At 33.8% G+C, this 21,643-nt stretch carries 16 protein-coding genes; 5 read left to right on the top strand and 11 right to left on the bottom strand.

Annotated elements, in window-relative coordinates:
• Positions 1 to 70 precede the first annotated feature (70 nt).
• On the bottom strand, positions 71 to 985 hold the full coding sequence (locus ES675_RS14830; RefSeq protein ID WP_066252200.1) for a helix-turn-helix transcriptional regulator: 915 nt from the start codon (positions 983 to 985) through the stop codon (positions 71 to 73).
• A 141-nt stretch (positions 986 to 1,126) separates the two neighbouring features.
• On the opposite strand from ES675_RS14830, the gene ES675_RS14835 reads away from it, so the two are divergent.
• The 4 genes from ES675_RS14835 to ES675_RS14850 all read left to right on the top strand — a co-directional run bounded on the left by ES675_RS14835 (position 1,127) and on the right by ES675_RS14850 (position 4,515).
• Positions 1,127 to 2,212 carry a hypothetical protein gene (locus ES675_RS14835; protein ID WP_148367530.1) on the top strand — a complete coding sequence of 362 codons (1,086 nt, stop codon included), beginning with the start codon at positions 1,127 to 1,129 and terminating at the stop codon, positions 2,210 to 2,212.
• A gap of 41 nt (positions 2,213 to 2,253) precedes the next feature.
• Entirely contained in the window at positions 2,254 to 2,886 is a 633-nt protein-coding gene (locus ES675_RS14840; protein ID WP_066252207.1) for a hypothetical protein, read from the top strand.
• A gap of 126 nt (positions 2,887 to 3,012) precedes the next feature.
• Positions 3,013 to 4,017, top strand: a complete 1,005-nt coding sequence (locus ES675_RS14845; RefSeq protein ID WP_148367532.1) for a hypothetical protein — start codon at positions 3,013 to 3,015, stop codon at positions 4,015 to 4,017.
• Between the two features lie 108 nt (positions 4,018 to 4,125).
• Positions 4,126 to 4,515, top strand: a complete 390-nt coding sequence (locus tag ES675_RS14850; RefSeq protein WP_148367534.1) for a hypothetical protein — start codon at positions 4,126 to 4,128, stop codon at positions 4,513 to 4,515.
• A 73-nt stretch (positions 4,516 to 4,588) separates the two neighbouring features.
• On the opposite strand, the gene ES675_RS14855 is transcribed toward ES675_RS14850, so the two are convergent.
• The 8 genes from ES675_RS14855 to ES675_RS14890 form a co-directional block, all read right to left on the bottom strand.
• Positions 4,589 to 6,400, bottom strand: a complete 1,812-nt coding sequence (locus ES675_RS14855) for an acyl-CoA dehydrogenase family protein (RefSeq protein WP_066252218.1) — start codon at positions 6,398 to 6,400, stop codon at positions 4,589 to 4,591.
• A gap of 102 nt (positions 6,401 to 6,502) precedes the next feature.
• A complete protein-coding gene (locus tag ES675_RS14860) occupies positions 6,503 to 7,693 on the bottom strand; it encodes an acetyl-CoA C-acyltransferase (protein ID WP_066252220.1) in 1,191 nt (396 codons plus the stop codon).
• A 4-nt stretch (positions 7,694 to 7,697) separates the two neighbouring features.
• On the bottom strand, positions 7,698 to 10,106 hold the full coding sequence (locus ES675_RS14865; protein WP_066252221.1) for a 3-hydroxyacyl-CoA dehydrogenase/enoyl-CoA hydratase family protein: 2,409 nt from the start codon (positions 10,104 to 10,106) through the stop codon (positions 7,698 to 7,700).
• A gap of 1 nt (position 10,107) precedes the next feature.
• On the bottom strand, positions 10,108 to 10,563 hold the full coding sequence (locus ES675_RS14870) for a MarR family winged helix-turn-helix transcriptional regulator (RefSeq protein WP_066252223.1): 456 nt from the start codon (positions 10,561 to 10,563) through the stop codon (positions 10,108 to 10,110).
• 117 nt (positions 10,564 to 10,680) lie between these two features.
• Positions 10,681 to 12,450, bottom strand: a complete 1,770-nt coding sequence (locus ES675_RS14875) for an AMP-dependent synthetase/ligase (RefSeq protein WP_066252225.1) — start codon at positions 12,448 to 12,450, stop codon at positions 10,681 to 10,683.
• Positions 12,451 to 12,570: 120 nt separating this feature from the next.
• Positions 12,571 to 16,260 (bottom strand): phosphoribosylformylglycinamidine synthase, encoded by a 3,690-nt coding sequence (gene purL / locus ES675_RS14880; RefSeq protein ID WP_066252227.1) that lies wholly within the window; start codon positions 16,258 to 16,260, stop codon positions 12,571 to 12,573.
• Positions 16,261 to 16,426: 166 nt separating this feature from the next.
• Entirely contained in the window at positions 16,427 to 18,214 is a 1,788-nt protein-coding gene (locus ES675_RS14885) for an endonuclease (protein ID WP_066252229.1), read from the bottom strand.
• 12 nt (positions 18,215 to 18,226) lie between these two features.
• Positions 18,227 to 19,438, bottom strand: coding sequence for an RsmB/NOP family class I SAM-dependent RNA methyltransferase (locus ES675_RS14890; RefSeq protein WP_066252230.1), 1,212 nt, complete (start codon positions 19,436 to 19,438; stop codon positions 18,227 to 18,229).
• Between the two features lie 158 nt (positions 19,439 to 19,596).
• On the opposite strand from ES675_RS14890, the gene ES675_RS14895 reads away from it, so the two are divergent.
• Positions 19,597 to 20,646, top strand: a complete 1,050-nt coding sequence (locus ES675_RS14895; RefSeq protein WP_066252233.1) for a WD40/YVTN/BNR-like repeat-containing protein — start codon at positions 19,597 to 19,599, stop codon at positions 20,644 to 20,646.
• Between the two features lie 30 nt (positions 20,647 to 20,676).
• On the opposite strand, the gene ES675_RS14900 is transcribed toward ES675_RS14895, so the two are convergent.
• A complete protein-coding gene (locus ES675_RS14900; RefSeq protein ID WP_148367536.1) occupies positions 20,677 to 21,126 on the bottom strand; it encodes a sensor of ECF-type sigma factor in 450 nt (149 codons plus the stop codon).
• Between the two features lie 16 nt (positions 21,127 to 21,142).
• Positions 21,143 to 21,637: a hypothetical protein gene (locus tag ES675_RS14905; RefSeq protein WP_066252726.1), complete on the bottom strand. Its 495-nt coding sequence runs from the start codon at positions 21,635 to 21,637 to the stop codon at positions 21,143 to 21,145.
• Positions 21,638 to 21,643 lie beyond the last annotated feature (6 nt).

The following is a 21,643-nucleotide window of genomic DNA, read 5'->3' on the forward strand; positions in this document are numbered from 1 at the left end:
AAATACGGAAAAAAGAGAAAACCACTATATATTGTAAAACCTGATTTAAACTTTTATGTTAAGACATTTATTACTTGTATAATTGATGCATTTCATTAATATGTTTTTTTATTTTATCTCTAAACCATTGTGGTTTTAACACTTCAACCATGTTACCTAGTTTTAAAATTTGAATTTCAAATTCGTAGTTAGGCTTTAGTTTATAGGTTACGGTTCCCCAATCCTGGATGCCATTCACACATATTTGCGATTTATGAATTGGTAAACTACGTAAATATTTTAGTTGGTTGTTATGCGCTTTAATAATAACATCTTCAACCTTGCCGCTTTCAGTCTCACTATAATTTAACCCAACTATATAATCGTATTGCTTTAATTGTTTTTCAACATTTTCAATCTTTGAAGACTTCGTGTTTATTATCTCTATTTTAGAAAGTCTATCAATTCCAAAATTTCTAATTTCTTTTTCTCCATCAGCTACAGCAATTAAATACCAGCGATTTGCGTATTCCTTGATACATAAAGGAGAAACCGTATACTCTTTTATAGTGTTTTCGTAATAATTTTCTTTAACAAATGTGATTTTGTGATTTATTGATATAGCTTGGATAAGCTTTTTCAGGTGATGAATTCCTGTAAATCCAGAACTATCTTCTGGAATAATCCATTTTTGAAAGGATTTATAATCTTTTAAACCACGCTCATATACTTCTGCCATAGCCGCGAATTTTGCAAACTTAAAAAATAGGGCTAAAGAATCTTCCGTATCTTCAATTGTGTAACCGCGAGATTTATGGTTATAATTGATTGATATACCAAAGTCTGATTCTAAAATGTTTTTATCGCGTTCTAAAGTGCGTTCTGCCACAACCAAATCATAATTATTGATCAAGCGTTCTAAAATCTCATTTTTAGTGATGTTAGGGTTTGCTTTAACTATTTGTGCTATACAGTTCAATCGTTTTAATATTTTATAGTCTGCCATAGAAGGAGTTTACTTCAAAATTATGAGTTAAACACAAAACAAGTTTGCTTTTTTTTTAGAAATATAAGATTAATTTTTCAGTCCGACATCATTTGGCGGTATGTGATACGTTCTTTGTATAAACAAACAAAAGATAACAGCATGGAAAATAATTTTTTACTTAAAACCGAATTTGAAAACTATTTAGATAATCTAAAAGGTGTACTTTGTTTTAAGACATCTTTTTATATTAACCAAATAATTAAACTAACCGAATCACACCATATTATGGAAAACCAAATTTGTTTATTTGAGATGTTGGAAAATGAGATACGCTGTGATAATCAAGAAAGAGTTGAAGAGATTATTATAAAATTTTTAGATAATATTGAACGGAAAGCAATTCGTAATAACGCTCATATTATTGATAATAAGTGGAATGCTTTACGAATAGGCTTATTAAAATATAGATTGTTTCTTCATCAATTTATGAAAAAAAAACAGATTAATAATTCGGCGGAATCTTCCAATATTTTCGATTGTGCAAAACGAAAACGATTAGAACTTTTATTTGACAAAAAAGATTCCTATTTCGTGCCTATTTACCATGATATATATACGTATAACCAGTTGAATATTGATTATATATGGCAAGTTTGTTTACAACTATATTCAAATAATGCTTTCGATAGTAAAGAAAAGCGAAAACCCCATCATTTTTATTTTGAAACGATAACAGTACGACAAGAAAAAAAGAGATTTTTAGAAATTATAAATGGAGGAAATACGTTTATCATGCTCACCCTTTTAATGCATGCTTTAAACGCGTTTTCTAAAGGCGATAATTTTTTGAATAAAAAGAGACATTCTGAAAAAACACTTAGCAAAACATTACAATTTGAAACCAACCTAAACGACCAAAGATTCTTTAATATTTTGATTAAAAACCACATTAATAAAAAGGCTACAACTCCTGAAGAAATAATAAAAATGGTGCCTTATAAATTTTTACCACTTTCTTTAAATGAAGGATATCATTTTCTAGAAACCACGTTTCGATTTGTGCAATTAATACAAGAATCACAAATTCCACAATCAGAAAATTATATTGCGGATATTGATGTTTTTATAAATAGTTTATTAAGGAATAGTAGTATAAACTTTGTAGAATTAACAGATGAACATTACGGTAAAACATATTTGAACGATACAGAACATTTAATACAAGATGTTATGTCGTGGTTATAAGCTCTTGTATTTATCAATTTAAAGTTAACAAAATTATATACATGAACACAAACATTTACTATGAAGTAGAGACTAAATATTGGCGACGAAACGTTCCAAATATTCACGATGAGTTTACCACTACAGTTCCTAAAAAAACAGATATAGTAGAATCATCCACTAAATTTGAAAACAAATCTCCTTTTCTCGCTAGAGAAAATGCCTTCAATCATTATTTTAGCATTTTAGATGTATTGTATGAAGGATTAGGAAAGGAGCACACCACGGATGCACAAGCTCGGATAGATTTACAGCACTACTTCGATTCTGGAAACGCTATTGAAATAGGAGGAAAGGAATCTAAATTCAAATCATCTCCTGATTGTGATAAAGGCATAGAAATTTACGCGGTTATAGAAGACACACTAAATAGCACTTCTGAAAAATTCTTAATACATGGCATTCGATATTTAGAGTATTTGGATAGATTCGATGTTGGTATTCAAGAATCTTTGCAAGGTTTGATTCAAGAATATAACTATTATAAACAAAATGAATTTCTAGTAACTAGTTATGTAGAAAATTTAGATATGGAATCTATTGGAGGTGAAAAAGTATCTGTTCTAAAAACCCCTTTCGATTGGGAAAAACTTACTACTGATTATTCAGGATTGGATTTGTTTGAGGTTTGGTAATCTTATATTATAAGAGTGTTAAGGTCTCCAGGTTATACTTCTAAAGGAAATGATTATGCTATATTTGGTATAAGAAATGTCATTTTAGAGACTTTTTAAAAATAAAATTAAACAATAAATAAAAACATGGTAAAAAAAAACAATCGCTTTTTTGAAGAGTCAAATTTCTATGACTGGTTGATTGATAATAACATTACGAGTAAAGCATCTGCAATTAGTTATTGTTCTTATGTTAATTCTGTAAACAATAATAATGATTTATATTTTAACAACAAATTGTTGGAAATACACAAAAATGAAATATCTCAAAATTATTCTGAATTAATAGAAGAAGTGTTACAGATTTTAACTGCTAAAGATTTTTATAAAAAAATAAACAAGGCAGATAAAACTATTAGCAATTGGAAAAGTGGATTTCGTGCTTACGGAGAGTTTTTAGTAAACAATTTTCAATTTGAGGATGAGGGAACTATCGCTTATGAGATTGACGATGAAAGTTTGTTGATGGATTATAAAATATCATACACGAAACAAGACTTATTTAAAAACTTCACTTTAAGACTAATTACACAAGATAGACTTTCAGGTGAAGTTTATTTCCCTATTAGTTTTATAAAGAAGATTTTTTATAAAACAAATAATAAAGCCTTTTTTGATGTATGGATTAAAAATATATTAAATAATACAGAGGTCCATCTTGAAAATAGCGAAATAAAACTAAATGAAATTAGTAATTTATATATTGATTCAGAAGGTGTTAAAATTGATCTTAAAAATAAGTACTTACATGTTTATACTAAACACGAAAATAACATAGATAAAAGTCCTTTCAAAACGAAAGAGCTAAAAAAGATATCATTGGATCATATCATACCAATGAAGCTAATTATGGATAAACTTGGAAGCCAACTTTTCGAATTTCAAAAAATAACATACGAAATTAATATTAAATTGAAAAAAGAAAAACTTAATCGTCCTAAATTGGCTAAAATTTCAAATGAGTTAATTTCTGAAATGTTTCTTGATAAAGTAAACTTAAACCAATTGAAAAATGATATGGATTTAATTAGAAAAAACACCAATTTGCAATTGATGGATAGCAAAATTAATTCAAAAAAGAGAGCTAATTAATCTTTGTGTATTAAATTGTGAATAATGGTTAATTTTAATTATTTGCAGTCTAACGAATTTATAAATAAATTTGAATATATAGAAAGTTTAAACTTAAAACCAGAAACTATGAAATGGGACATCAAACCAAATCAATCATCAATTTTTTATGAGGATACTAGTAAATCAAGGAGTATTAAAGCAATAGTAATTGATGTGGATAACCAAACTGTGAAAGAAATCGACATAAAAAATTATATTGACTATTTACAGAGGTTAATGAAATTCTATAATTATGAAGAACATCAGCTTACCAACGATAGAGATTTTATATTTATAAATAACGATTCCGACAGAAACACTAATCTTATGAAAGCCTTTTTTTGGACATCTAATAAAAACGCAATTTTCGGAAATGCAATTATCGTTAAAATTCCTAAAAGTGGTGATTACAATAAATTACAAAGCACGAAATTATCATTGGAGGAAGTAAAGGGTGCAGTAACTTTCGGAGAGTAAAAACCTAATAAATTTAAAAAGCCGTTCCGAATTTCGGAACGGCTTTTCGCTTCTAACTAAACTTAATCTATACTTAAAAACAGTATTTCTCTTCTTCTTTTACTTTTTCAGCAATTTCTTTACGTAAATCTACAATATCTGGATAGTTTGCATATTTAGTAAAACGTTTTAAGCCCATAAGCATCATACGTTGTTCATCCCCTTCAGCAAAAGAAATAATACTTTCTTTTCCTTTTTCTTCTACGATATCCACTGCGTGATATAAATATAATTTGGCCATGGCAATTTGAGCAGATTGTGCGTCTTCACCAAAACGTTTCGCATTCTTTTCGGTTCTTAATATAGCCGATTCTGCCATATAAATTTCGATTAAAATATCAGCAGCAGCAATTAATAATTGTTGATGTGCTTCTAAATCTGGACCAAATTTTTGAACGGCTCCACCAGCAACCATTAAGAATGTTTTCTTAAGTTTCTTAATCATTTCCTTTTCTTCAGAAAATAATTCAGAGTAATCTGGTGTATCAAATGAAGGAATTCCCATTAATTCATCCTGTACCTTTTGAGCAGGACCTAATAAATCAACGTGACCTTTCATGGCTTTTTTAACAAGCATACCAACAGCTAACATACGGTTGATTTCGTTTGTACCTTCGTAAATACGAGCAATACGTGCATCTCTCCAGGCAGCTTCCATAGGTGTCTCTTCCGAGAATCCCATACCACCAAAAATTTGAATCCCTTCATCAGCAGCATTCTGAACATCTTCAGAAACAGCTACCTTTAAAATAGAACATTCAATAGCATACTCTTCAACACCTTTTAATTCCGCTTCTTGATGCGAATTTCCAGCGGCTTGACGCATAGCAATACGATCTTCAATATTTTTAGACGCTCTATATGTTGCCGATTCACCAGCATATGCACTCGCAGCCATTTCAGCTAATTTCACTTTAATAGCTCCAAAATCTGAAATACGTGTGTTGAATTGTTTACGTTCATTAGCATACGTAACGGCTGTTGTTAAAATACGACGTTGCGAATCTAAACAGGCAGCAGCTAATTTAATACGACCAACGTTAAGAGCATTCATAGCAATTTTGAAACCTTCACCACGACCTGCTAACATATTTTCAGTAGATACAACTGTATCACTAAAGAAAACTTGACGTGTAGAACTGGCGCGAATTCCTAATTTATGTTCTTCTTCACCTAAAGTGATACCATTTGGATTTTCTTTGTCGTATTCAACAATGAAACCTGTAATGTTTTTATCATCTTCAATACGTGCAAAAACAATCATTAAGCGACAGAATCCGGCGTTTGAAATCCACATTTTCTGACCATTAATTTTATATGACTTTCCATCATCAGATAGGGTAGCGGTTGTTTTTCCAGAATTGGCATCTGATCCAGCACCTGGTTCCGTTAAACAATAAGCTCCAAACCATTCACCAGAAGCTAATTTAGGTACGTATTTTTGTTTTTGTTCATCAGTTCCGTAAAGTGTAATTGGCATTGTACCAATTCCAGTATGCGCACCAAATGCGGTACTGAAGGATCCAGTTCCACTTGAAATATAGTCGCAGGTTAACACAGTAGATACAAAGCCCATACCCATTCCACCATATTCTTCAGGAACAGCAACGCTTAAAAAGCCCATGTCACCAGCTTTTTTCATAACTTCTTCCGTTAAGGCAAAATCTTTTGCTTCAAAGCGGTTTTTGTGAGGAATAATTTCTCGGTCATTAAATTCTTTAACCGATTCTTTCATCATTGTTTGTTCTTCTGAAAAATCTTCAGGTGTGAACACATCTGCGCAATTCGTTTCTTTTACAAGAAATTGGCCACCTCTTAGGATGTCTTTATCTTTTTTTGCTTCCATTTTTTTGTTGATTCTAAACAGCTAGTAACTAAATTCTAAACTGTATTTTGTTGATTTAATTTCTGGTTACGTCTAATTTCTAGACTGGATTTTCTAATAGGCTTATTTCAGGAATTCAAAAATTCCACAAGCACCTTGTCCTGTCCCTACACACATGGTTACAGCGCCATATTTGCCGGCCATGTTACGTTTGCGCATTTCATCAAATAACTGAACTGATAATTTGGCGCCAGTACAGCCTAATGGGTGACCTAAAGCAATGGCTCCACCATTTACATTAATGATATCCGGATTTAAGTCTAATTCTCTAATAACGGCTAATGATTGAGATGCAAATGCTTCATTCAATTCTATAAGCTCTAAATCTGATTGTTGTAAACCAGCTTGTTTTAATGCTTTTGGAATAGCTTTTACAGGACCAATTCCCATAATACGAGGCTCTACACCAGCAGCTGCATAGTTTACTAAACGCGCAATTGGTTCTAAACCTAATTCTTTAACCATGTCCTCACTCATAACCATAACAAAGGCAGCACCATCACTCATTTGTGATGAGTTTCCAGCAGTTACACTTCCACCAGCAGCAAATACCGCTCGTAGTTTAGCTAAGGCTTCTTTACTAGTACCTGCACGAGGTCCTTCATCTTTGGTTACAGTATATGATTTTGTTGCTTTTTTACCATTAGCATCAACATAAGTTTGTTCAACTTCTATAGGAACTATTTGATCTTGAAAACGATTTTCAGCTTGTGCTCTTAAAGCTTTCATGTGTGAATGGTATGCAAACTCATCTTGATCTTCACGAGATACGTTGAATTGCTTGGCTACGGCTTCAGCCGTATTTCCCATTCCCCAATAATAATCCTCATGACCAGATTTTACAAGGTCATAATTTAATTCTGGTTTATAACCTGTCATAGGAACCGAACTCATGCTTTCTGCACCTCCTGCAATAATACAGTCGCCCATTCCAGCTTGAATTTTAGCGGTTGCCATTCCTATCGTTTCTATTCCAGATGAACAAAAACGGTTTACGGTAACACCAGGAACATCTACAATATCTAATCCCATTAAAGAGATTAATCGCGCCATGTTTAAACCTTGAGAACCTTCTGGCATAGCATTACCTACTATAACATCGTCAATGCGTTTTGGATCTAAATTAGGCAGTTCTTTCATCATGTATTTGATGGTTTCTGCTGCTAATTCGTCTGTTCTTTTAAAACGGAACACACCTTTTGGAGCTTTCCCAACGGCTGTTCTGTATGCTTTTACTATATATGCTTGTTTCATTTTTCTAGTTTCTTAATGGTTTTCCTGTTTTCAACATGTGCTGAATACGTTCTAATGTTTTACGCTCCGTACAAAGTGATAAAAATGCCTCACGCTCTAAATCCAATAGATATTGCTCGCTTACTAATGTTGGTTCTGATAAATCTCCACCAGCCATTACGTATGCCAATTTATTAGCGATTTTCATATCGTGTTCACTAATATAGTTGCTGTCTTGCATAGAATCGGTTCCTACTAAAAACATTCCTAATGCTTGTTTTCCAAGAACTTTAATGTCTGTACGTTTTACGGGTTGCGTATAACCTGAATCTGCCATTAATTTGGCATGCTGTTTAGCAACGGCTATTTGTCGGTCTTTATTAACGACAACCACATCTTTACCTTTTTGTAACAGGTTTAAGTCGAAAGCTTCATAAGCAGAAGTTGATACTTTAGCCATTCCAATAGTTAAGAAATGCTCTTGTAGGATATTTAATTGCACATCGCCTTTTTCGAAAAGATCTTGAGCTCTTAAAGCCATTTCTTTAGAACCTCCACCACCAGGAATAACACCAACACCAAACTCTACAAGTCCCATGTAAGTTTCTGCTGCTGCAACTACTTTATCAGCATGAAGCGATAATTCACATCCACCACCTAAAGCCATACCGTGAGGTGCAGAAATTGTAGGGATTGAAGAATAGCGCATGCGCATCATGGTATCTTGGAAATATTTGATAGCCATATTTAATTCATCATATTCTTGTTCGGCAGCCATCATGAAAATCATTCCAATATTTGCGCCCACAGAGAAGTTAGCGGCTTGATTTCCGACAACTAATCCGTCGAAATCTTTTTCTGCTAAATCTATCGCTTTATTAAGACCAGCTAAAACATCGCCACCAATGGTGTTCATTTTGCTTTGGAATTCGCAGTTTAAAATGCCATCTCCTAAATCTTCAATAACAACGCCTGAATTTTTAAAGACTTCATTGGATTTTCTAATATTATCTAAAATGATGAAACTATCTTGTCCAGGAATCTTTTCTTGAGATTTCTTCTGAATATCATAAGCATAAGAAGCGCCTTCTTTTACTGTGTAGAAAGATTTGCTTCCAGAAGCTAACATATCATTTACCCAAGCATTAGGCTCTAAACCTTCCGCTTTCATCAATTCAATTCCTTTTTCAACACCAATAGCATCCCATATTTGGAATGGTCCATGTTCCCAACCGAAACCAGCTTTCATAGCATCGTCAATTTTGTATAGATCATCTGCAATTTCAGGAATACGATTTGAAACGTAAGCGAATAATGCCGCAAAACTCTTACGGTAGAATTCACCTGCTTTATCTTTTCCTTTTACTAGAATTTTAAAACGATCAATAACTTTATCAACTGTTTTAGTTAATTCCAATGTTGCAAAGTTCGCGCGTTTTTTCTCTCTATATTCTAATGTGTTTAAGTCAAGTGATAAAATTTCTGAAGATCCATCATCTTTTCTTACCTTTTTATAAAACCCTTGACCTGTTTTACTTCCTAGCCATTTGTTTTCCATCATAGTCTTGATGAAATCTGGTAATTCAAACAACTCTAAACGTTCATCATTAAGACAATTTTCTCTAATTCCGTTAGCAACGTGAACTAAAGTATCTAATCCAACAACATCGACTGTACGGAAGGTTGCCGATTTTGGACGTCCAATAACTGGTCCAGATAGTTTGTCTACTTCTTCGATAGTTAAATCTAAATCTTTAACGGCGTGAAATAAGCTTTGAATACTAAATATTCCCACTCTATTTCCAATAAATGCTGGAGTATCTTTAGCTATAACAGACGTTTTACCTAAAAACTTTTCACCATACTCATTTAAGAAGTCCAAAACAGCTTGATCTGTCTTTGGACCAGGAATAATTTCAAATAACTTTAAGTAACGTGCTGGGTTGAAGAAGTGTGTTCCACAGAAGTGTTTCTGGAAATCTTCACTACGACCTTCACTCATAAAGTGAATAGGAATACCAGAGGTATTAGATGTAATTAAAGTACCTGGCGTTCTGTGTTTTTCCAAGTTTTCAAAAACTTGCTTCTTAATATCGAGACGTTCTACAACAACCTCAATAATCCAATCTACATCTTTTACCTTTGCAATATCGTCTTCTAAATTACCAGTGGTAATGCGGCTAGCAAATTTTTGATGATAAATAGGAGAGGGTTTTGATTTTAAAGCGGCTGTTAATGAATCATTAACGATGCGGTTTCTAACTGCTTTATCTTGTAAAGTTAGTTTTTTAGCTTCTTCTGTAGCGGTTAATTCTCTAGGAACAATGTCTAATAATAGGACATCGACACCAATATTGGCAAAATGGCAAGCAATACCGCTTCCCATAATTCCAGAGCCAATAACTGCTATTTTTTTTATTCTACGTTTACTCATATTATTTAGGATTGTGTTCTTTTTGATTGTAAATTTTCTTGTTAGATATCATATTATTGATAATGTCAGCAACTTCATAAAAGCTTTCTAATTTTTCTGCTGAAACATTTTTACGAATAGCGTCATTAAAAGTCAAAACTTTTTCTCTTGAATAGGCACGTTTTTCACGACCAAATTCGGTTAAGTGAATAATAACACCACGACCATCTTCAGGGTTTGGCTTTCGCTCAATGAGTCCTTTATCCTGCATGATCTTTAATGTTCTAGAAAGACTTGTAGCTTCCATGCCCATTTTAGGACCTAATGAAGTACTTGCTGTGCCGTGTTCAGGGTCTATACTTAATAATGCAAACCCTGTAGACATGCTTGTCTCAAATTTTGCAGCCTCTTCGTTATACATTTTATTAATAGCTAACCATGTGGTTCTAAATATATAATCGATGGTTTTATCCTTCATATTTGCTTATTGGAATCCAAATATAGTAAAAATTTATTATGCACGCATAACAAATTGTAAAATTTTAACATTGTTATTGGACAAAAAAAAACTCCTAAAGAATTAGGAGTTTGTTATTTAAGGACGGTATATTTTTTCGATGAGGTCTTTGTAAATTTCTTTAATAACCTTTCGTTTCATTTTCATAGTAGGCGTTAAGTGTCCGCCTTCAATGGTCCATGCATCGGGTGTTATTTCAAACTTTTTAATTTGTTCCCAATGACCAAACTTTTGGTTAGCTTCATCTATTTCTTCTTGAATACGATCTCGCAAAATTTGGCTTGAAGGGATATCGTCTTTAGATTTTAAGGGATGGTTGTGTCGTTTTGCCCATTCCTCAACAAATTCATAATTAACCTGAATTAAAGCAGCTGGCATTTTTTCACCTTCACCAATAACCATGATTTGTTCAATAAAACGCGATTGTTTAAATTTATTTTCTAATAATGCTGGTGCTACATATTTACCACCAGACGTTTTAAACATTTCTTTTTTTCTATCTGTAATCTTTAGGAAACCATCTGGATCAATTTCGCCAATATCGCCCGTGTGGAAATAGTCACCTGTCATCACTTCTTTTGTTTTTTCAGGATCTTTAAAATATCCCATCATCACATTTGGTCCTTTAACTAAAATTTCACCGTCGTCTGCAATTTTCACATGGACTTGATCAATAACTCTACCAACGGTTCCTACGCGAAAACCTCCGTCTCTCATATCGTTTACGGAAATAACAGGTGAGGTTTCAGTTAAGCCATAACCTTCCATGATTGGCATTTCAGCAGCTGCAAAAACACGTGTTAATCGTGGTTGTAATGCCGCGCTACCTGATACCATTAAATCCAATTGACCTCCTAATCCTTCTTTCCACTTGCTAAAAATTAGTTTTCTAGCCAATTTTAGTTGTGTTTCATACCACCAACCATTAGCACCATATGGTTCGTATTTCAATCCTAAATCTACAGCCCAAAAGAAAAGCGCCTTTTTAATTCCTGATAATTCGCCTCCTTTAGCGACTATTTTGTCAAAAACCTTTTCATAAAGACGTGGTACAGCGGTCATTACATTAGGTTTAATTTCTTTGAGATTATCACTCATTTTCTCGATAGATTCGGCAAAATAAATTTCCACACCACAATACTGATATAGGTACAAAATCATCCGTTCAAAAACGTGGCAAACAGGAAGGAAGCTCAATGATTTAGAATGGCCATAATCAAATGGTACACGTTTTTCACTATTTAATACATTGGACACTAGGTTTTTATGAGATAGCATGACGCCTTTAGGACGTCCTGTTGTTCCCGATGTATAAATAAGCGTGGCTAAATCCTCTGTGGTTACGGCTACTTTTCTATCGTCAACCTCATTTTGATTAGTCGTATCTTTTCCTAATTCTAAAATATCTTCCCAGCTATTTTCATTAGCAACATCATCAAATGTATAAACGGCTTTTAATTTTGTTTGGCCCTTGATGTCATTTAATTTTTCTAAAATATCTTCATCTGAAACAAAGCAATAGGTGGCTCCAGAATGATTTAAAATATATTCATAGTCTTCTTTGGAAATTGTTGGATAAATAGGCACATTTTGAGCACCAATTTGTAAAATACCAATATCCATAACATTCCATTCCGTTCTGTTTGTGGTTGAAATAACAGCAATTTTATCGTTTGGTTGCACTCCTAGGCGCAGTAATCCACGACTTATAGCATTTGACTGATCTACATATTCTTGTGAGGAAATAGACTCCCATTTACCATTTTTTTTGGATGTAAGGGCTTTATCTAAATTGTATGTTTCCAACTGATGTTGTGGAAAATCAAAAATTCTGGTAATTTGAGTCATGTTTATATGAAGTTTGAAGACTTGCAAATTATGAAAAAAAACTGATATTAAAATAACTACACAAAAAAAGGAGCTTGAAATATCCAAGCTCCTTGATTAGTAATTAATTATACTTTTGAATTATTTATTCTCAATCCATTTTTTAGCATTCACAAAAGCTTCTAGCCAAGGCGAAACTTCGTCTTTTCTGCCTTCTGGATAATTTGCCCAGTTCCATTGGAATGTTGATCGCTCAATATGTGGCATGGTTACTAAATGTCTTCCTGTAGTATCGCACATCATGGCTGTATTAAAATCTGAACCATTAGGATTCGCAGGATAACCTTCATAACCAAATTTAGCGACGATGTTATAATCTTTCTCCTTGTTTGGTAGACTAAATTTACCTTCACCATGAGATATCCAAACGCCTAATTTGCATCCTTCTAAACTGGATAACATAACAGAATTGTTTTTCTGGATTTCTACAGAAGTAAACGCGCTTTCGTGTTTTTTGGAGTTATTATAGGTTAGCTTTCCATGTGTATCATGCTCTGGATTTACCAACTCGAGTTCCATCCAAAGTTGTGCGCCATTACAGATACCTACTGAAAGTGTGTCTTCACGTTTAAAGAAATTCTTTAAAGCTGTATTGGCTTTCTCATTGTATTTGAAAGCACCTGCCCAACCTTTAGCAGAACCTAAAACATCTGAATTTGAAAAACCACCAACAGCGCCAATAAACTGAATGTCTTCAAGTGTTTCACGACCAGAAATTAAATCGGTCATGTGAACATCTTTTACATCAAATCCAGCTAAATACATGGCGTTTGCCATCTCGCGTTCAGAGTTTGAACCTTTTTCACGCAGAATAGCCGCTTTTGGTTTAGATTCTTCTTTTGCGTTCTGAATGACAGGAAGTTTTCCGGTGAAATGTTTAGGGAAAATATATTCTAATGGCTGATTCTTATAGTTGTCAAATCGGTCTTGTGCCAAGCCGTTTGCTGTTTGTTTTTGATCCAATAGGAAGGATGTTTTATACCAAACATCACGTAATCTTGAAATGGTTAATGTGAAAACTTCATCATCATTAATAATGCTTAATACATCACTACCTTGAACGGTTCCTATATTGAAGAATTCAATATTTGCGTCTGTTAATAGTTGTTCAACTGAATCATCAGCGGCTTGAAAAACAATTCCAGCATTTTCAGAGAAAAAGAGTTTTATAGAATCCGCTTCAGCCAAGTCAGTTAGGTTTAATTCGGCTCCTAAATTCACATCTGCAAAACACATTTCTAAAAGTGTCGTGATTAAACCACCTGAAGCCACATCATGTCCTGCAACAATTTTATCAGCTTTAATTAAATCCTGAATCGTATTAAAAACGGTTTTTACAAATTCTGGATTTGTTACATCTGGCGTTTCATTTCCAATGGCATTTAAGGTTTGGTTGAATGAACTTCCACCTAATTTAAAATCATCTTGGGATATGTTGATATAATAGATGTTTCCAGCATTTTTTTGAAAAACAGGTTCTATAACTTTCGTAATATCATTACAGTTTCCAGCAGCTGAAATAATAACCGTTCCTGGAGAAATAACGTCTTCATTCGGATATTTTTGCTTCATGGAAAGCGAATCTTTTCCAGTGGGAACGTTAATTCCTAAATGGATAGCAAATTCTGAAACGGCTTCAACAGCTTCATAAAGCCGTGCATCTTCACCTTCATTTTTACAAGGCCACATCCAATTGGCGGACAAAGAAACACTTTTCAATCCATCTTTTAAAGGAGCCCAAATAATATTGGTAAGTGATTCTGTAATGGCATTTCTACTACCAGCTTTTGGTGAAATTAATCCTGAAATCGGTGCATGACCAACAGAAGTTGCAATACCTTCTTTTCCTTTATAATCCAAAGCCATGACGCCACAGTTATTCAAGGGTAACTGTAAAGGTCCAGCACATTGCTGCTTGGCCACTTTTCCACCAACACAACGATCTACTTTATTGGTTAACCAATCCTTACAAGCCACAGCTTCTAACTGTAAAACTTGATCCAAATAGATGAGTACGTTTTTCGATTTATATCTTGGATTCTTATATTTTCTGACAACTGTATTGTCTGTCATGATGGTTTTAGGCGAGCTTCCAAATATATCTTCCAACGCTAAATCCATTGGTTTTTCACCCGTGGTTTTAGACTCAAAAGTAAAACGATCATCACCTGTAACATCACCAACTGTGTACATTGGCGAACGCTCACGCTCTGCAATTTTTTGTAAGGTTTCAATATGTTTTTCAGAAATAATCAAGCCCATACGTTCTTGCGATTCGTTTCCGATAATTTCTTTAGCCGAGAGGGTAGGATCTCCAACAGGTAATTTATCTAAATCAATTTTACCTCCAGTGTCTTCAACCAATTCACTTAAACAATTTAAGTGACCACCAGCACCATGATCGTGAATAGAAACAATAAAATTCTCATCACTTTCCACCATACCACGAACCGCATTTGCGGCGCGTTTTTGCATTTCTGGGTTGGAACGCTGAACGGCATTTAATTCAATTCCAGAAGCAAATTCTCCAGTATCTGCTGATGAAACAGCTGCACCACCCATTCCAATTCGGTAGTTTTCACCACCAAGAATTACAATTTTGTCACCAACTTTTGGCGTGTCTTTTAGTGCTTGATCTGCTTTGCCATAGCCAATTCCACCAGCTTGCATAATAACTTTATCATAGCCCAATTTCCTTGCTTTTGCATCGCTAGATGCGGCATTTTCTTCGTGCTCAAATGTTAGAACAGAACCACAAATAAGTGGTTGCCCGAATTTGTTTCCGAAATCTGAAGCACCATTAGATGCTTTTATTAAAATATCCATAGGTGTTTGGTACAACCACGGACGTGCTTCCATTTTTTCTTCCCAAAATCTCTTTTCTTCTAATCGCGAATATGCTGTCATATAAACAGCTGTTCCAGCTAATGGTAATGAACCTTTTCCGCCTGCTAATCTATCGCGAATTTCACCACCTGAACCTGTTGCAGCACCATTAAAAGGCTCGACGGTTGTTGGGAAATTGTGTGTTTCTGCTTTAAGCGAAATAACAGAATCAAATTCTTTTATTTGATAAAAATCTGGTTTGTCAGCTGTTTTAGGTGCAAACTGTTCCACTCGTGGTCCTTTTACAAAAGCTACGTTATCTTTATATGCTGAAACAATTGTGTTTGGGTGTTGTTTGGATGTTTCTTTTATTAATTTAAAAAGTGAGCTTGGTTTTTCTTCACCATCAATTACAAAAGTGCCATTGAAAATTTTATGGCGACAATGCTCTGAATTCACTTGCGAAAATCCAAAAACTTCAGAATCAGTTAATGGTCTGTCTATTTTTTTTGAAACCCCTTCTAGGTATGCTATTTCTTCATCATTTAAAGCTAGGCCTTCTTGTTGGTTGTAAGCTGAAATATCATCAATATTTAAAATAGCTTCTGGCTTGATATCAAAAGAAAAAGAATCTTGATGTAACCCGTTGTATTTTTCTGAAATCATAGGATCGTAATCCTTGAAATCTTCATCAGCCGCTTGAAACTCTTCAATACGGATAATGCCTTCAATACCCATGTTTTGCGTAATTTCCATAGCATTGGTACTCCAAGGTGTAATCATGGCAGCGCGAGGTCCAACAAAAAAAGCATCTAGAGATGCTTGTTCTATTTTTGGCTGGTTGCCAAACAACCACATTAATTTAGATGTGGTTTCGGTTGATAATTCTTTTGTTGCTTGAACAGCAAATATTTTACTGTTTTGGTTTCCGAAGAAATGAATCATTATGTATGAGTTATAGTTGCCTTCCTATTCGTCTGGCAGGTTGTTTAAAATGCAAATTTACTTTTTTTCAACGTAATAATTACTATTTCTATTATTGAAAATGGCGAGTTATCCACGCTGTTATTAACCATAAAAAAAGCGACTCGTTAAAGTCGCTTTTTGAAGTTTATTTTTTAATAAGCTTTTTGCTTATGGTTGTTTCATTTTGTTTAATCCGAATAATGTACATACCACTACTTAATTGTTCTGTATTAATTATATCAGATTTATAGATAACTTTAGAAATTACCTTTTTGCCAAGAACATTATAAATATCTATTTGGGTTTGTTTCGGGTTATTTAAGTTAATATTTAAACTGTTTTTTACAGGGTTTGGATATATATTAATATTAGAAACTGCAAAATCGTCCGTGCTTAAATTCGTATAACATGTCCATGATAAATCATCAAAAGCAACTCTATTGGTTGTACTACTATTTCCATCAATGACAATTGAAACAGATCCTTCAACATTTATATTAGGAATAGTAATAGTTTGCACAGCATCTTGATCGCCATATGCAATAGTGCCAACAATTGTATTATTCACTTTCAAATTAAAAGTTCCACCAGAACCTCCAAACACACGTTTAGTGGATATGGTAAAACTACCAATGCCTCCAGTTGCAGTAGGAGCAGTAAGGCTTCCGTTTCTAATTGTAATAGCTCTACTTGTTATAGATTGATCTGTTCTAGCATCTGTAGCCGTCCAGTCTCCACCATTGTCACCCGTCCAATTTCTTGTATCGTAATTGCCAACGTTTGCAGGAATACTCTCAAACGTTTCAGCCATGCAATTAACACCTACACCATTATCTGTAGTGGTTTCGCAAGCTTGGTTACTAAAACCAGATTCATTTCCAGCTGCATCTTTCGCTTTAATGGTAAAGCAATAGTTGGTGTCTGCTGTTAAACCAGGAACTGTAAAATTAGTTCCAGATGTACTGAACGAATTAACACCTTCAACATAGATATCGTAAGAAGTAACGGCAACATTATCTGTTGAAGCTGTCCAATTTAAATTAATAGTATTATCCGTTGGATTGGATGCTATTAAGGTAGTAGGGATTGAAGGTGCTTCTGTATCTGGAGTTGGGTTCCAAATTAAATTGGCATAACCAGGATTGTCAATAAAAGGGTTTCTATTTCCTTGGTGAATATATGAAGCATTGTTTCTGTTTATTTCTCTTTGATTTACAGCATCGTTGTTATGCCAATCTAATAATAAAGCAATAAACCAATCTTCATAAACTTGATCGCTTGTGTTGTTTAACATGGCATGGTTCCATGAAGCAACTTGATTTTCATAACGAACAGCAAAGTATAAAAGACACCTTGCAATGTCTCCTTTAAATTCGTCTATTGGTTCAAAAACAGTCCCTGTATAACCAGAAACACTACTAGTTCCTCTTTTAGAACCATTCATATAAGTGTTACTTGCCGAATTTGTTTCACCAAAAGCTAAACTTCCTCTCCCATTATTTACATAGCCATCTGTAGGGATTACTTGATGTATATCTCCAACCATTGGCATAGCGCTTCCATACACACTTTGTGGCATTAAATGTTCTCCATTATAGCAATCCATTTCGCTATTATATTGTCCGCATTTATCTGAAGGGTTTGCGTAATAACTGTAATTGTATGGATCTGTTGAGATAGGATTTTCAGAATACATGTCTATAACAGAACCATCGTTTTCATAAAAATCGTCTACATCTGAAGCTCTATAGCCAGTTGCTAAATTGAATAATTGATCGTAAGTTTTAGGGCTATGACCATTTGTTATAATGGTTTTTAACTGTGTTTTTAATGTGTAACCAGTTCCAGTTGCTGTGCTGTAGTAGTTAGCTGGAATTTGTGCAAAAGCAACAGTGCTGATTAATAAAACGAGTAGGGTGTAAAATTTTTTCATGCTATTAATTTTTTATTTTTTTTGAAGTAAGGCCATATAAAATCCATCGAAACCAGTTTTCGATGCTAATACTTTATTCTCTTTTACAAATGTAAAATCTTTTCCAGCTTCCGAAGCTAGAAATGTTTCCACTTGATTCTGGTTTTCAGAAGGTAAAACGGAGCAGGTGGCATAAACCATTTGTCCACCAGACTTTACAATTCGTGAATACTGTTGAAGAATTTCTTGTTGTGTAATTTTTATTTTATCTAAAAATTCAGGTTTTAATTTCCATTTCGCATCTGGATTTCTTCGTAAAACGCCTAGACCAGAACACGGTGCATCAATTAAAACACGATCTGCTTTATCATATAGTTTTTTGATGACTTTCGTAGAATCAATATGTCTTGGTTCAATATTGTGAGCGCCATTTCGTTTTGCACGACGTTTTAATTCATTCAGTTTATTGGCATAAATATCTAATGCAATAATTTGTCCTTTGTTTTCCATTAAGGATGCTATATGCAATGTTTTTCCTCCAGCACCAGCGCAGGTATCTACCACGCGCATTCCCGGTTCCACATTTAAAAATTCAGCAACCAGTTGCGATGATGCATCTTGTACTTCAAAATGTCCGTTTCTAAACGCATCTGATGTAAACACATTGGCACGTTCTTTTAATTTTAAAGCATTTGGGTAATCTTTAATGAATTCCGTATCAATTTCTAAATCGAATAATTCAGCTTGTAGTTTTTCCTTGGTCGTTTTAAGCGTATTGACACGTAGAATAACATCTGCTTGCTCATTTAAAGCAGCAATTTCTTTAGTCCACGCCGCTTCGCCTAATTCTTTAACGCCTAACTCATCCATCCAATCTGGAATGGATTCTTTGAATTTTCTAATTTTAGAAAGTTCATCAAAACGGCCTTTAATTTTACGTAAAGGTGTGTTTTCAAAATATTTCCAATCGGGTAATTTAATACCACGCAACGTTGCCCAAACAGCAAAAACACGCCATAAATCTTCACGACTATACGGTTCTTTTACTTCTGCTATTTCAGAATATAAGCGTTTCCATCTTACAATTTCGTATGTAGTTTCTGCTACAAAACCACGATCACGACTGCCCCAACGTTTATCGCGTTTTAATAATTGCTGTATGACTTTATCAGCATATTTCCCTTCATTAAATATAAGTGTTAAACCATCTATAACGGCAAAACATAAGTTTCTGTGTAATCGCATTCTGTATATATATGTTGTATTCCGAAATTGTTTTTTGAAACTTTATCGGTATACTTTTTAGTTATTTAAAAGCATGCAAAGGTACACAAAGTTTATTTCTTTGGAAGTTTATCTAAATATTCGTTTAGCTTTTCTATTTTTATACAAAATAATCAATCATGAGAAATTTGCTTCTAGTACTAGTAGTCCTTACAATGGTAGCTTGTAAGAACGATTCAAAAAAGCCTTTACTACCTATTTCAAGCGTTGAAATTGAAACGATTTTAGAAGATTCAACCTTGAGTATTCGTGCTTTAGAAATACTAGATTCTAAAAGCTTAGCCTTTGGCGCTAATAAAAACACCTATGGATTATATAATATGGAATCGGATACATGGTTGGTTTCTGAACAGACTCATGATTCACTTGATTTAGAGTTTCGAGCGATTGGGAATAATTCTGAAGATTTTTTCATGTTAAATGTTGGAAACCCTGCGCTGTTATTTAAAACATCTAATTCTGGAGTTATGGAATTAGTTTATAAAGAAGTTCATGAGAAGGTGTTTTATGATGCTATGGCATTTTGGAATAAGCAAGAAGGTATTGCCATAGGTGACGCAACAGATACTTGTTTAAGCATTATTATCACGAGAGATGCTGGTAATACGTGGCAAAAAATTCCCTGTGATGTGTTACCAGATGTAAGCAATGGTTCCGCCGCATTTGCAGCGAGCAATACCAACATTGTGGTAAAAGGATCAAAAACATGGGTTGCAACAGGAGGAAAGGTAAGTACGGTATTATATTCTGAAGATAAAGGTGAAACTTGGGAAGCTATTCAGACACCTATTATTCAAGGTTTAGAGACAACAGGTATGTATTCTATTGATTTTTATGATGAGATGACTGGTTTTGCAATTGGAGGTGATTATACTAAGCCTGACGATAATTCAGCAAATAAAATTCGGACTATAGATGGCGGAAAAACGTGGAAATTGGTTGCTGAAAATAAAGAGCCTAGTTACCGTAGTTGTGTCCAGTATATTCCAAATAGTGACGGTAAAGAATTATTAGCTGTTGGATTTAAAGGCATGGATTACTCCAATGATAATGGTACAACATGGACGCATCTGTCAGATGAAGGGTTTTATTCCATTCGTTTTTTAAATGACAGTGTTGCTTATGCATCTGGACAAGGAAGGGTTAGTAAACTCGTTTTTAAACGATAATAAAAAAGCAGCCAATTAGCTGCTTTTTTATTAAGGTGTGTTTTTCGACTTTCCGTGTCGGTTTTTGTATTCTTCAAACATTTTACGCTTAAAATCATCTTCCACTTTTTTTAGTAGAACAACTTTTTTAGCAGGTAAAACGGTTTGTAAGTCTTTCATGTATTTCTGATAAGACTGATATCTTTTCTCGTAAAGCAATTCCATTTCCTTTATTAAACTCTTGGCGTTGCTCTCCGTTAAATTTTCCATATCAATATCTTTTCGTTTATCTGAGACGTCGTTGCGTAGTTTATTGTGATCTTCCTCAAACTTATTATAAATAGGCCAGAAGTTCTGTGCTTCCGTTTGTGTCAGGTTTAATTTTTCAGTGATATAAGCTACTTTCAAGGTTTTAATTTTTTCATGATGGTCATCACGATTTTGAGAAAAGCCAACTGTGCTTAATAATACAGTTACTAATATTAAAATTGTCTGTTTCATTCCGTATGTTTTATTTTTATTCAAGATCTTCTAATTCTGAATTGTTATACAAATAACTTTCTAGTGACACATCACTTAAAGCGTCTGTGTAAATAGCATCTTCAAAAGCTGAAGGATCAATAATAAGATTGTTTAAGGTTGATGATTCGTAATCATTTGAAAGTATATAATCTTCAATACTTTCATTATCTAATGATGAGAAACTAACCGGTTTATTAAAATCTGGCAAACTTATCACTAAAATGGCAATAGCAGCAATACTAGCAGCGTAGAGCCAGGTTTTTTTAGAAAAGAGCGGGATAACTTTTGTTTCCGTTTTCTCTTCTGAAACTATATCCAGTTTTGGTACTTTGAAAGTTTCAAAATAATTTTCTGGTACCTTAAAACCCGATGACTTACTTTGTTCTTTGAGAGCTATTTCGCTTAAAAGCGTTTCCTCAAAATTCTTGAAGTAATTATCTGGTGTTTTAAAACCTGATTTTTTAATAGTATGTAATTTACTGTTGTTCATTACTGT

This window comes from Algorimicrobium algoritergicola, assembly GCF_008086165.1.
GTDB classification, from domain to species: domain Bacteria; phylum Bacteroidota; class Bacteroidia; order Flavobacteriales; family Flavobacteriaceae; genus Algorimicrobium; species Algorimicrobium algoritergicola.